Genomic DNA, 13100 nt, shown 5'->3' with positions numbered 1-13100 from the left:
CGGTTCGGTTACGTCGCCGCGGCCGGCCGGTGGCCCCCGTTCGTGAACGGATCGAGCCGGCGCCGGCGCCGGCTGATCGAGTCGGGGTCCCAGCCCGGCCGGGGTACGGAGGCCAGCAACAGCTTCGTGTAGGGGTCCCGGGGCGAGGTCAGGAGCTCGGAGACGGGGCGGTGTTCCATGGTCCGGCCGCGGTACATGACGAGGGCCTCGTCGCAGACGTAGCGGACGACGGCCAGGTCGTGGCTGACGAAGACCAGCCCGATCCCGGTGTCGCGCCGGATGTCCGACAGCAGGTTGAGCACCTGCGCCTGCACGGAGACGTCCAGGGCCGACACCGCCTCGTCGAGCACCAGGACGGCGGGTTCCACCGCCAGCGCCCGGGCGATCGCCGCGCGTTGGCGCTGCCCGCCCGAGAGGCGGCGGGGCAGGGCGGCCGCCTCGCGGTCGCCGAGGCCGACCTGGGCCAGCAGCTCCCGGACCCGGGCCGCCCGCACCGCGCGGTCACGGGTTCCGTGCAGGCGGAGCACGCCGTCGATCGTCGCGCCGATGCTGATCCGGGCGTCCAGCGAGAGGTAGGGGTCCTGGAAGACGATCTGTACGGCCTTGGCCCGGGCCAGCCGCGCCGGTCTGCCCCGTACGGACGCGGCCAGCGGCTCGCCCTGGACGAGGATCCGGCCCGCGTCGGGGCGTTCGAGGCCGATCAGCATCCGGGCCGTGGTGGTCTTCCCGGAGCCGGACTCGCCGACGATGCCGAGGGCCCCGCCCGCCCGGAGGGTGAACGACAGGTCGTCGACCGCGACGACCTCGGCGCCGCCGGTCCGGTAGGTCTTGCGCAGGCCGCTCACCTGGAGGAGGGGGGCGGTGGGTTCGGTGGTCAACTGTCCTCCGGGCGGGATGCGAGGGACGGCGCCGGCAGGGCCGCGGCCAGTTCGGCCGTGCGGTGGCACGCGACCTCGGCCGGGCCGTGCCGCCCCGGCAGGGGCGCGGACTGGTCGCAGCGGCCGGGCTCGGCGAAGCGGCACCGGGGTGCGAAGGCGCAGCCGGGAGCGGACTCCAGCAGGCCCATGGGGGCGCCCGGGATGGGGGTGAGCCGGCCGAGCGGGCCGTCGAGCGGCGGTGAGGAACCGAGCAGGCCGGCGGTGTAGGGGTGGCGGGGCGAGGTGAAGAGCTCCCCCACGGGCGCGGTCTCCACGATCCGGCCCGCGTACATGACGTAGATCCGGTCGCTGACCGCGGCCGCGAGTTCGATGTCGTGCGTGATCAGGAGGAGGCCGAGGCCGCGTTCGCGTTGGAGGCGCCCCAGGATGGCGAGGATCTCGGCCTGGGTGCTGACGTCGAGTGCGGTGGTCGGCTCGTCGCAGAGCAGCAGCCGCGGTTCGGCGGTGAGGGCGGCGGCGATCACGACGCGCTGGAGCATTCCGCCGGAGAGCTCGTGCGGGTACTGGTTCAGGTGCCGGGCGGGGTCGGGCAGGCCCACCGCGTCGAGCAGTTCGGCGGCCCGGGCGTCGGCCTGGGCCTTGGACCAGCCGTGGACCAGGCGCAGGGGTTCGGTGAGGAAGTCCCCGACGCGGCGTACCGGGTTGATGGCGGCCCGCGGGTCCTGGTAGATCATCGCCGCCTTGTTGGTCCGTACGTCGCGCAGTGCCGCGGCGTCGGCACCGACCAGGTCGGTCCCGTCGACCCGTACCCGGCCGCCGACTTCGGCGTCCGCCGGGAACAGGCCGAGGGCGGCGCGGGCGGTGACGGACTTGCCCGAGCCGGATTCGCCGACCAGGGCGACGACCTCCCCGGCGCGGACCCGCAGGTCGACGCCGTCCAGGATGGGGCGGGCCATGGCGGGCAGCGTGACGCTCAGGCCTTCGTATGCGAGCAGTGTCATCAGGAGTCCCTCCCCGCGAGCCGGTCGCCGAGGTTCTCCCCGACGACGTTGAAGGCGACGACCACCAGGACGACCGCCACGGCCGGCACGATCGCGGACAGCGGCTGCCCCTGGAGCACGGCCGCCTGCCCCTGGTTGATCATGGCGCCCCAGTCGGGGGTCGGCGGCTGTACGCCGAGCCCCAGGAACGAGAGGGCGGCGAGGTCGAGCAGGGCGTAGCCGAAGTTCACCGTCGACTGGGCGAGCAGGGTCGGGGCGATGTTGGGCAGCATCCTGCGGACCGTCACGAACAGGGCGGAGTGGCCCTGCACTTGATAGGCGGCGATGTAGGGGCGGGCCTTCTCCTGGACGGCGAGTCCGCGGACGAGGCGGGCGGTGTACGGCATGTAGGCGATCGCCATGGCGAGGACCGGCGCCGTCATCCCCTTGCCGAAGAGGGCCACCGCGAGGATCGCCAGGAGCAGCGCGGGGAAGGCGAAGACGACGTCGAGGACCCGGCCGGTCACGGTGTCGGTCCAGCCGCCGCGCCAGGCGGTGAACAGGCCGACCGCGGTGCCGAGGAGGGTGGAGAAGAGCACCACGGCGAGGGGTCCGGCAAGGCTGGTGCGGGTACCGGCGATCAGCGCCGAGAAGGTGTCGTGGCCGCCTTGGTCGGTGCCCAGCCAGTGGTCGGTGCTCGGGTCCAGGAGGGTGTCGCCGAGGCGGCCGAAGGTCGGGTCCTGGGGTGCGAGCCACGGCGCGAGCAGCGCCACCAGGACGAACAGGACGAGGAGCAGCAGGCAGGTCTGCTGGAGCCGGCTGCCGCCGAGGGTCCGGAGCCGGGTCAGCGCGCGACGGCCCGTGGCCGCCGGTGCGGCCGTCGCGGCCCGGGCGGTCCGTGCGGCCGGTTCGGGGTTCGCGGTGGGTGCGGTCATCGTGCGCTCCCCGCCGCCGCCATGCGCGGATCGATCAGCGGGTGCACCAGGTCGACGAGGGCGTTGACCACGACGAACGCGGCCACCACGAGCAGGACGATCGCCTGGACGACCTGGAAGTCCAGCTGGTCCACCGACTGCACCAGCAGGGAGCCCACTCCGGACATCCCGAAGGCGCTCTCCACGATCGCGGTGCTGACCAGCATCCCCGAGACCAGGAGCCCGGAGACGGTCACGATCGGTCCCAGGGCGTTGCGCAGGACGTGCCGCCGGATGACGGTCCGGCGGGGTGTCCCCCGGCTGAGGGCCACTTCGACGTGCTCGCGGCGCAGTTCGTCGAGCATCGCCGAGCGGGTCACGCGGGTCACCAGCGCCACGAAGGTCACGGACAGGGCCGCGGCCGGGAGCACCACGTGGTGCAGGCGGTCGAGGACTCCGGCGCCGTTCCCGATCGTCGGGAACCAGCCCAGCTGCACGCCCAGTACCGACCTGAGCAGGAGCGCGGCGACGAAGGCGGGCGCCGCGGCGCCCACGGTCACCAGGAGCATCAGGGTGCGGTCGGTCCGCGAGCCCCGGCGCAGCGCGCCCACCACGCCGGATCCGATGCCCACGACCGCGATCATCAGGGCCGCTACGCCGATCAGCAGCAGGGACGCGGGCAGCCGCGACCAGATGACCGAGGAGACGTCCTGGTGGAAGAGGTGGGAGCGGCCGAAGTCGCCGTGCAGGACGCCCTCCAGCCAGTTCCAGTACCGGACCGGGAACGGCTCGTCGAAGCCGTACTGGCGGCGGATCTCGGCGAGTTCCTGCGGGCTGGGGCTGCGCCCCTTGATGAGGAAGGAGGCGGGGTCGCCGGGCGCCAGGAACAGCGAGGAGAAGACGAGGAAGGAGGTGACGAGCAGGGTCGCCGCCATGCCGGCCAGCTTGCGCAGCACGCGTCCGGCCCGTGCCACCGCGACGGTCATCCCTTCGCCCCGATCTCGGCCGCCCACGGGCGGTAGAGGTAGGCGATGGACGGCTGGACGCCGGTGATCCGCTTGCCGAGGAACACGCTCACGGGCTGGGTGTAGAGGGGCAGCCAGGGCAGTTCTCGCATTGCGATCCGCTGGGCCTCGGCGTTGGCGGCCATGTGCTCGACGGGGTCGTGGCTCGCGACAGCCTTGTCGACGGCCTTGTCGAAGGCGGGGTCGGACCAGTTGCCGTAGTTGCCGAACGCGCCGGTCTGCAGGGAGCCGTACATGTCCAGCGGGTCGGTGATGGAGGTGTACCAGAAGGTGAGGAAGAGGTCGATGCCCTCGCGCGCGGCCGGGTCGGTGAAGAGCGTCGTGTACTTCTCCGCGGAGACGGAGTCGATCTGCGGCTTGAGTCCGATGGCCGTGGCGGCCTGGGCGACGGCCTGCGTGATGATGGTCGTCTGGGAGTCCAGCGGGCTGGTCGCGATCACGACCTTCTGGCCGTTCACTCCGGCCTCGGCGGCGAGTGCCTTGGCCTTGGCCGGGTCGTACGGGTACGTGGGGAGTTCCTTGAGGATGGCGTCGCGGGACGCGGCGGGCCCCTCGTTCCAGAGGTTGTCGGTGATGAGCGAGTCGGCGACCTCGCCGACCCCGCCGGCGCCGGCCTTGACGATGCCCTCGCGGTCGATGGCCATCAGCAGGGCCCGGCGCACCCGGGCGTCGCCGAGCGGGCCCTTGAGGTTGCCGACCACCTCGTCGGCGACGGTGGTGTTGCGGCCGAAGTAGAGGGTCCCGGCCTGGGTGTCGCGCAGTTGGGAGTAGGCGGTCGGCGGGACCATCCAGCCGCCGTCGACCTCACCGCTCTGGAAGGCGTTGACGCGGGTGGTCGCGTCGGTCAGGAAGACGAACTTCACCTGCCCGGACTTGGCCTTGAGGGCGGGGTTCCAGTAGTCGTCGAACCGCTTGAGCGTGAGGGACTGGCCCGAGGTCCAGGAGCCGAAGGAGAACGGGCCGGTGCAGTTCACGCCGGTCTGCGGATTGCCGTAGTTCTTGCCGGACTTGGCGAGGGTGGCGGCGGACTCCACGGTGCCGGGGCTGGCGGCGAGGTACTTGTTGAAGGTGGAGTCGGGCTGCGCCAGGGTGACGGTGACCTCCATCGGCCCGGTGCGGTCGACCGACTTCACGTTCCGGAAGGTGTTGGCCCAGACGCTGGCCGTCTCGGGGTCGAGGTTGCGGCGCAGCGAGGCAACGACGTCGTCGGCGGTGAGCGGGGTCCCGTCGTGGAAGCGCACGCCGGGGCGGATCTGGTAGACCCAGGTGGTGGGCGTGGGGTTGATGTACGAGGAGGCCAGGTTCGGCGAGGTCGTCAGATCGGGGTTCCAGCGGAGCAGGCTCTCGCAGACGTTGGCGAGGATCTGGTTGGGCGGGTAGTCGAAGGAGTAGGCGTAGTCGATGGTGGTCGGCTCCGCGAAGATCGACCAGGTGAAGGAGTCGACGGGGCCGGCGGCGGCCGGCGTCGCGTCGGTGAGCTCGAAGGCGGTGGCTCCGTCCTGCTGTCCGCCCGTGGTGCCGCTGCACGCGGTGGTGACGAGCAACGCGCCCGCCGCGAGGGCGGTCGCCAGGGCGTGGCGGATCCGGCTGCTTCGGTGGTGCGGCGATCCCGATGTGGCTGATGACATCGTCTGGCTCCCTGAGGGGTGAGCGTGGTGGGGTTCGTGCTGCTCGGCCGGTGGCGGCCCGGCCGGTGACTGCCCGGTCCGCCGGCAGTCCGTGACCGGTGTGTCGGTGCTCAGTGCGTCGCGGCGAAGACGAGTTCGCCGTCGAGGTAGGTCCGGAGCACCCGGGTGTCGGCGATCTCCGCGCCGGGGTGGGCGAAGGGATCGCGGTCGAGGACGACGAGGTCCGCGTACTTGCCCGCCTCGACGGTTCCGGTGACCTCGTCGAGGTGGTTCACCCAGGCGCTGCCCGCGGTGTAGGCGGTCAGGGCCTGGGCGAGGGTCAGCGCCTGCTCGGGGAAGAAGGGCGGCAGGGGTTCGAAGGTCCCGGACGGGTGGGGGGCCTCGTCGGGTACGGCGCGGTTGACGGCGACGTGGATGCCCCACAGCGGGTTGGGGCTGCTCACCGACCAGTCGCTGCCGGCGACGAGGCGGGTGCCGGCCCGCTGCAGGTCGCCGAAGGGGTACTGGAGGGCGGCCCGTTCGGGTCCGAGGAAGGGGATCGTCAGCTCGTCCATCTGCGGCTCGTGCGCGGCCCACAGGGCCTGGATGTTCGCGGCCGCTCCCAGGTTCGCGAAGCGCCCGATGTCGTCGGGGTGGACGATCTGCAGGTGGGCGAGGTGGTGGCGGTTGTCGTTGGCGCCGTTGGCCGCCCGGGCCGCGGCGAGTGCGTCGAGCACCTCGCGCACGGCGCGGTCCCCGAGCGCGTGGAAGTGGAGCTGGAAACCGGAGCGGTCGAGCCGGGTCACCGCCTCGGTGAGCAGTTCCGGGTCGATGAAGCTGAGCCCGGAGTTCGCGGTGGCGCAGCCGCAGCCGTCGAGGTAGGGCTCCAGCAGGCCGGCCGTGAAGTTCTCGGCGATGCCGTCCTGCATGATCTTGATGCTGGTGGCGTGGAAGCGGCCCACCTGTCCGGTGCGGCGGCGCTCCTCCAGGTCGGGTATCTGTTCCAGGCCGCGTTCGCGGTCCCACCACAGGGCGCCGACGACGCGTGCGCGCAGGGAGCCCTCGTGCGCCGCCCGCAGGTAGACGCCGTAGTTGTCGGGGTTGCCGGGGAAGGCGCCGATCATGGCGTCCTGCCAGCTGGTCACGCCGAGGGAGAAGAGGTGCTCCTGTGCGGCGAGCAGGCCGGCGTGCGCCTCGTCCGGCGTCGCGATGGGCACGTGGCGGGCCACCAGGTCCACGGCGCCCTCCTGGAGGGTGCCGGCCGGGGTGCCGTCGGTCTCCCGCTCGATCCGGCCGTCCACCGGGTCGGGGGTGGTGCGGTCGACGCCGCAGAGTTCGAGCGCGCGGGTGTTGACCCAGGCTCCGTGGCCGTCCCGGTTGGTGAGCATGACGGGCCGGTCCGGCACCACCGTGTCGAGCATGGCGCGGGTCGGCGTGCCCCCGGGGAAGACGTCCATGGACCAGCCGCCGCCGCGGATCCAGGCCGCCTCGGGGTGTTCCTTGGCGTACGCGGCGACGACGGCCAGGTAGCCGTCGATCGAGTGCTCCTCGCTCAGGTCGCAGCTGAGCATCTGGACGCCGGCCACGGCGGGGTGGACGTGGGCGTCCTGGAACCCCGGAACGAGCAGTCCGCCCGCGAGGTCGACCACCTCGGTGTCCGCGTCCGCGAGGGAGCGGACGGCGGCCTCGTCGGCGACGGCGAGGATCCGTCCGCCCCCGACGGCGACCGCGGCGTCGATGGGGGCCGGCCCGGTCGCGGTGAAGACCTTCCCGCCCACGAATACGGTGTCGGCCCGCTGCCTGTTCTTGGACATCGACGCATCCTCCGGCTCGGCGGGCAGACCCGCACGGCTTGTTTGTTGAGGAGGAGTGAACGGGAGCGCAACATTGTTGTCAACGGTGTTGCGCAGCCTCTGTTCCACATCGTTACACTGGCCCCACCATGCCGAAGCCATCCGACGCACCCGCCCGCTCCAAGCGCGCGGGCAGCCAGCTCACACCCGACGCGATCATCGAAGCGAGCCTGCGCATCGCGGCCCGCGGCAGCGCGGACGCGTTCACCGTCCGGCGCCTCGGCGAGGAGCTCGGCGCCGACCCCACCGCGATCTACCGGCACTTCCGCGACAAGGACGAGCTGCTGCTGTCCGTCGCCGACCGCACGCTCGGCGAGGTGCTCGACAGCATCCCCGACGGGCTCGACTGGAAGGGCCGGCTGCGGGCACTCGCCGACGGCTCCCTGGAGGTGGCGCTGAAGTACCCGGTGGTCGGATCGACGATGGCCAGCCGGACGACCCGGCGACCCAACGAGTTCCGGGTGGTCGAGCTCATCCTGGGCGCCGTCATGGAGGCCGGGCTCGACGGCGCGGAGGCGGCCGTCCACTACCGGATGGTCGGCGACTCGCTCCTCGCGTACGTCGGCCAGCGCGCCGCCTACCTGCTGTTCGACCCGGACGTCAGGGCGGCCGACGAGTCCTCCTGGAGCCGGGAGTACCGCCTGGTCGACGCGGAGGGGTTCCCGAACATCACCCGACTGAGCACGCAGCTCGCCGAGGTGACGGACGAGCAGATCTTCCTGGCCCGGGTGGAGGCGCTGATCACCGCGATCGAGAAGCGGGTGGAGGCCCTCCGCACGGACTCCCCGGATTGAAATGTCATGGCATTGACACAACGCGACGGCGTGATCAGAAAGGGCTCGCGGGAAGCAGCGCACCTATGTACTCTGAGCGAGCTTCAAACCTGATCGCGTTCAAAAACTAAAATGGGGGGGCCGGTGCGTAATCGCCGACTCATGCTTTCCACCGCCGCAATCGTCGCGGCCGGTGTCGGACTCGTCCCGGGTGTCGCCAACGCGACGGGCCAGGACGGAACCAAGGGGACGGACCACCGGGGGGTGTCCGTTCCCGACCTCGATCTGAGCAAGATCGCGGCCAAGGCGTACAAGGAAGGGACCGTCTCCAGCCCCGCTGCCAAGACGGTCCACCCGGCCGCCAAGAGCGGCCAGCAGGCCGCGGGCGCCGCCGCCGAGCCGACGGTCTCCCTGGAGGCCGACACCATCAGCGCGCACGGCGTGGAGCTGAGGCTCGCCGTCACCAGCGACCCGGGCACCGCGCTCGGCGTGCTCGTCGAGTGGGGCGACGGCAGCCAGATACAGGTGGGCGCCAACGGCCCCACCAACCTGACCGAGAACCACGTGTACGCCAAGGCCGGCGTCTACACCGTGAAGGTCTCCCTGGTCGACGGCAGCGGAGTCCGCGGCACCAACCAGATCGTCCTGCCGACCGCGGGCAACGAGTTCACCCCGCACACCCCGACCCGCCTGCTGGACACCCGCGCGGGCATCGGCGCGCCCGCGAAGAAGGTGCCCGCCTTCGGGACCGCCCGCATCAAGGTCGGCGGCGCAGCCCAGATCCCGGCCGGTGTGACCGCCGTGGCCCTGAACGTCACCGTCACCAACCCCTCGAAGGACGGACACGTCCGCGTGTACGCCGAGGGCGGCGAGGTGCCGACCACCTCGAACGTCAACTACACCCCGGGACAGACCGTCCCGAACATGGTGATCGCGTCGGTCGGCCAGAACGGCTACGTGGACATCTACAACCACGGCGCGGGCGAGCTCGACCTCATCGCCGACGTCACCGGCTACTTCTCCAAGTCCGCCGCCAGCGGCTACACCTCGCTCAACCCGAGCCGTATCGTCGACACCCGCGAGGGCCTCGGCACGGGCACGGGCAAGGTCCCGGGCTACGGCAGCTTCAGCACGCAGGTGCACGGCCGCGGGGGCGTCCCGGCCAGCGCCAAGGCCGTCGCGCTCAACGTGACCGTCCACGAGCCGAACATGGAAGGCCACCTGACCGTCTACCCCGGCGGCGCGGCCCCGACCTCGTCGAACCTGAACTTCGGCCAGGGCCAGACCATCGCCAACTCGGTCATCGTCCCGATCGGCCCCGACGGCAAGATCAGCATCCGCAACGGTGCCGGAGCCGGGACCCACGTGATCGTCGACGTCGTGGGCTACTACAGCCCCGAGAGCGAGAGCGCGCTCATCCGCACCGCCCCGAGCCGCTGGTTCGACACCCGTGAGTGGGGCAGCCCGCTCGACGGCCGCTCCTACATCTACGGCCGGGTCGCGGGCGGGGACACGAACGTCACCGCGCTCGTCACCAACGCCACCGTCACCAACCCCGAGGGCACCGGCTTCCTGACGGTCTCCCCGGACCCCAACTCGTGGGCCGCCTACGAGGGTGGCTGGGAGACCTGGCCGACGCCGCCGAACTCCTCCAACCTCAACTGGACCTACCGCAAGACCGTCCCGAACCTGGTCCAGGCGAGCTCCGGCGTCAACAACGTGATCGACTTCTGGAACATGGGCTACCAGTCCACGGACCTGCTCGTCGACACCTTCGGCTTCTACGCCAAGAACTGACGCCCGGCCCACCGGCAGGACCGGCCGGCTGAACCGCCGTACGGCGTTTTCCGGCACGGCCCCGGCCCCGGCCCCGAATCAGTTCGACGGGGTCAGCCGCTCCCACAGGAACGTGTGGACGAGGGCCTCGTTGAAGGCGGTCTGCCGGTGGTCGGTGGCGCCCGCGTGGCCCCCGCCGAGGTGCTCGTGGAAGAGGACCGGATGCCCGAACTCGCGCAGCCGGGCGGCCATCTTGCGGGCGTGGCCCGGGTGGACGCGGTCGTCGCGGGTGGAGGTGAGCAGGAGCAGCGGCGGGTACGCCGGCCCGTCCTCCCGGACCTGGTGATACGGGGAGATCCGCTCCAGGTGGGGCCGGTCGGCCGGGCTGTCGGGGTCCCCGTACTCGGCGATCCAGCTGGCGCCGGCGAGCAGCTTGTGGAAGCGGAGCATGTCCAGCAGCGGCACGTGGGCGACGACCGCGCCGAACAGTTCCGGGTCCCGGGTGAGCATCGCGCCCATCAGCAGTCCGCCGTTGCTGCCGCCCTCGATGCCCAGCTGGGCGGGGGTGGTGATGTCCCGCGCGGTGAGGTCCCGGGCGACGGCGGCGAAGTCCTCGTACGCCCGGACCCGGTTCGCGCCGAGGGCGGCCCGGTGCCAGTCCGGCCCGTACTCGTGCCCGCCCCGGATGCCCGCGACGACGTAGGTGCCGCCCCGCGCGAGCCAGGCCCGTCCGGTGAGCGCGCTGTACTGCGGGACCATGGAGATCTCGAAGCCGCCGTACCCGTAGAGCAGGGTGGGGCCCGGGCCGGGGCGGTCCTCGGGTCCCACGACGAAGTACGGGACCCGTGTCCCGTCCGCGGAGGTCGCGAAGTACTGGCGCACGGCGAGGCCGGCGGTGTCGAAGAGCGCCGGGCTCTGCTTGACGCTCTCGCCGTCGCCGCCCGCCGTGCCCCGGTAGAGGGTGGACGGCTGGAGGAAGCCGGAGACGTGGTGGAAGTACTCGTCGCTCACGTCCGGGTCGGTGGAGGTGACCGAGGCGGTGGACAGCGGCGGTACGCCCGGCAGCGGGGCCCGCTGCCAGCCGCCGGGCCCCGGGGTGAGGAGCTCCATCCGCGAGGAGACGTCGGCGCGGGTGCTGAGGATGAGGTGGTTGCGGGTCCAGCTGTATCCGGCGAGCGCGGTGCGCTCGTCCGGGGTGAACAGCACCTCGGCGTCCCGCTCCCCCGCCAGGAAGGCGTCAAAGTCGAAGGCGAGCAGGCTTCCCGCGGGATGGCCGAGCCACGGCCTCTTGGTGGTGACGGTCAGCCACTCCCGGTGGACGGAGGCGCCCGCGTCGTCCGGCACGTCGATCTTCACCGGCGGGCCGGCGGGGTCCTCCGGGAGGAGGAAGAGCTCCTTGTTCCAGAAGTCGATCTGGCGGTGGACGAAGTCACGTTCGAAGCCGGGGGTGTCGTCGCGCCATCCGGTGGCGGACAGGTCCGAGGGCCGGCCCTCGTAGACCGGCTCCGCCTCTTCGAGGGGGGTGCCGCGGCACCAGTGGCGCACCTGGAGCGGGTAGCCGGACGCGGACATCGAGCCGGGGCCGAAGTCGGTCCCGATCCAGATCCGGTCGTGGTCGATCCATCCGATCCGGGTCTTGGCCTCCTCGACCGTGAACCCGTCCTCGACGAAGGCCAGGGTCTCCAGGTCGAACTCGCGCACGACGCAGGCGTCGGCGCCGTCCCGCGACAGCATGACGAGGGCGTGCCGGTGTTCGGGGGCCAGGACGCTGCTGCCCGCCCAGGCCCACTTCTCGTCCTCGGCCTCGGCCAGTGCGTCCAGGTCCAGGAGCACCTCCCAGGCCGGCCGCTCCGTGCGGTACTCCTCGAGCGTGGTCCGCCGCCACAGCCCGCGTACGTGGTCGGCGTCCTGCCAGAAGTTGTAGAGGTGGCGGCCCCGACGGACGACGTACGGGATCCGGCCGTCGTCGTCCAGCACCTCCCGCATCTCCTGTTCGAGCACCTTGAACCCGGGGGTGCCGGTCAGCGCCTCCACGGTCTCGGCGTTGCGCTCCCGGACCCAGTCGAGGGCGGCCTCGCCGGATACGTCTTCCAACCAGAGGTAGGGGTCTTCATGGCTCATCAGGCGATTGTGCAGGAAGACGGGCCGCGCGCAGGGCCGAGTGCACCGACCAGACCACCGAGACCAGCGGGACCGCGACCACCGCGCCGACCACTCCGGCGGCGATGGCCCCCGCGACCACCGAGATCGCCACCACGAGGGGGTGCAGCCGCACCGCCCGGCTCATCACCAGCGGATGCAGCACATGGCCCTCGATCTGGCCGATGACCACGATCAGCGCCACCACGATCGCCGCGACGAGAGGCCCCTGCGCGGCCAGCGCGACCACCGCGGCGACCGCCAGCGCGACCGGCGAGCCGATGAGGGGGATGAAGGCCGCGAAGAACTCCAGTACCGCCAGGGGAACGGCCAGCGGGACCCCGAGGAAGTACAGGGACACCCCGACGAGGACGGCGTTCGTCGCCGCGACCAGCAGGATGCCGTGGGTGTAGCCGGTGAAGGTGCGCCAGGCCGCCCGCCCGCCGATCGCCACCCGCCCGCGCACCGGCTCGGGCAGCTGCGCGCAGAACCACGTCCACTGCCGGTCGCCTCCGTGCAGGAAGAAGACCGAGCAGAAGACGGCGAGGGCGAGGACGGTCAGGACGTGCACCAGCCGCCCGGCGCCGCTGACCGCCTGGCTGAGCAGCGTGGAGCGATGGCTGGAGAGGTACGCGCCGATCCGGGACTGTACGTCGGAGAGCGCGCGCGGGTTCAGCCGGAAGGGCGGCTGCTCCAGCCACGCCTCGATGCCGGCGAGTCCCTGGCGGAACTCCCGGGCCAAGGTCGTGCTCTCCCCCGCCACGGCCTCGCCGACGAGCGTCAGCACGCCCAGGACCAGCAGCGCGCTGCCGACGAGGGTCACGGCGACGGCGAGCGTGCGGGGGACCGTGCGGGCGAGGCGCCCGGTGGGCGACCACAGCAGGGCCGCGACGACGAGACCCAGGAAGAGGGCCACGGCGATCTCGTGGAAGCGGCCCAGCACGGCGAAGACCGCGTAGACGGCGGCGCCGACGACCAGCAGGCGCCAGGCGTACGACGCGGCCGTACGCAGGAACGGTGACACCGGCGGCATGGTCCATGGATGCCACCGCGGGCCCGCCTTGCCACGGGCGGGGCCCTCGATTCGCCCGTCCGGGGCGGGTCCGCGGGCGCTCCGGCGCTCCGGCGGCCGGTGTCCGGCGCCTGAGCGGGGAA

General features: G+C 72.1%; 10 protein-coding genes. 2 read left to right on the top strand and 8 right to left on the bottom strand.

Annotated elements, in window-relative coordinates:
- Positions 1-8 precede the first annotated feature (8 nt).
- The 6 genes from IF88_RS0125865 to IF88_RS0125840 form a co-directional block, all read right to left on the bottom strand.
- Positions 9-878: an ABC transporter ATP-binding protein gene (locus IF88_RS0125865; protein ID WP_030717189.1), complete on the bottom strand. Its 870-nt coding sequence runs from the start codon at positions 876-878 to the stop codon at positions 9-11.
- Positions 875-1879: an ABC transporter ATP-binding protein gene (locus IF88_RS0125860; RefSeq protein WP_030717186.1), complete on the bottom strand. Its 1005-nt coding sequence runs from the start codon at positions 1877-1879 to the stop codon at positions 875-877. The genes IF88_RS0125865 and IF88_RS0125860 overlap by 4 nt, the downstream gene beginning before the upstream one ends.
- A complete protein-coding gene (locus tag IF88_RS0125855; RefSeq protein WP_051837553.1) occupies positions 1879-2793 on the bottom strand; it encodes an ABC transporter permease in 915 nt (304 codons plus the stop codon). The genes IF88_RS0125860 and IF88_RS0125855 overlap by 1 nt, the downstream gene beginning before the upstream one ends.
- Positions 2790-3758, bottom strand: coding sequence for an ABC transporter permease (locus IF88_RS0125850; protein ID WP_030717180.1), 969 nt, complete (start codon positions 3756-3758; stop codon positions 2790-2792). The genes IF88_RS0125855 and IF88_RS0125850 overlap by 4 nt, the downstream gene beginning before the upstream one ends.
- Positions 3755-5425 (bottom strand): ABC transporter substrate-binding protein, encoded by a 1671-nt coding sequence (locus IF88_RS0125845; protein ID WP_030717177.1) that lies wholly within the window; start codon positions 5423-5425, stop codon positions 3755-3757. Before IF88_RS0125845 ends, IF88_RS0125850 begins: the two co-directional genes overlap by 4 nt.
- Positions 5426-5535: 110 nt before the next feature.
- Positions 5536-7218: an amidohydrolase gene (locus IF88_RS0125840; RefSeq protein ID WP_037807022.1), complete on the bottom strand. Its 1683-nt coding sequence runs from the start codon at positions 7216-7218 to the stop codon at positions 5536-5538.
- Positions 7219-7346: 128 nt separating this feature from the next.
- On the opposite strand from IF88_RS0125840, the gene IF88_RS0125835 reads away from it, so the two are divergent.
- The gene (locus IF88_RS0125835; protein ID WP_051837550.1) at positions 7347-8051 is read left to right on the top strand and encodes a TetR/AcrR family transcriptional regulator; all 705 of its coding nucleotides are present in this window, start codon (positions 7347-7349) and stop codon (positions 8049-8051) included.
- Positions 8052-8192: 141 nt separating this feature from the next.
- On the top strand, positions 8193-9827 hold the full coding sequence (locus tag IF88_RS42885; RefSeq protein ID WP_037807019.1) for a PKD domain-containing protein: 1635 nt from the start codon (positions 8193-8195) through the stop codon (positions 9825-9827).
- 78 nt (positions 9828-9905) lie between these two features.
- Here the strand turns inward: IF88_RS42885 and IF88_RS0125825 are convergent, their stop codons facing one another.
- Positions 9906-11927 carry a prolyl oligopeptidase family serine peptidase gene (locus IF88_RS0125825; protein WP_030717158.1) on the bottom strand — a complete coding sequence of 674 codons (2022 nt, stop codon included), beginning with the start codon at positions 11925-11927 and terminating at the stop codon, positions 9906-9908.
- Complete coding sequence (locus IF88_RS0125820) at positions 11917-12978, bottom strand: AI-2E family transporter (protein WP_037807016.1); 1062 nt, start codon at positions 12976-12978, stop codon at positions 11917-11919. Before IF88_RS0125820 ends, IF88_RS0125825 begins: the two co-directional genes overlap by 11 nt.
- Positions 12979-13100: the final 122 nt, after the last annotated feature.

The organism is Streptomyces sp. NRRL F-2580 (assembly GCF_000720115.1).
GTDB lineage: Bacteria > Actinomycetota > Actinomycetes > Streptomycetales > Streptomycetaceae > Streptomyces.
This window is presented reverse-complemented; position numbering and strand designations above follow the sequence as displayed.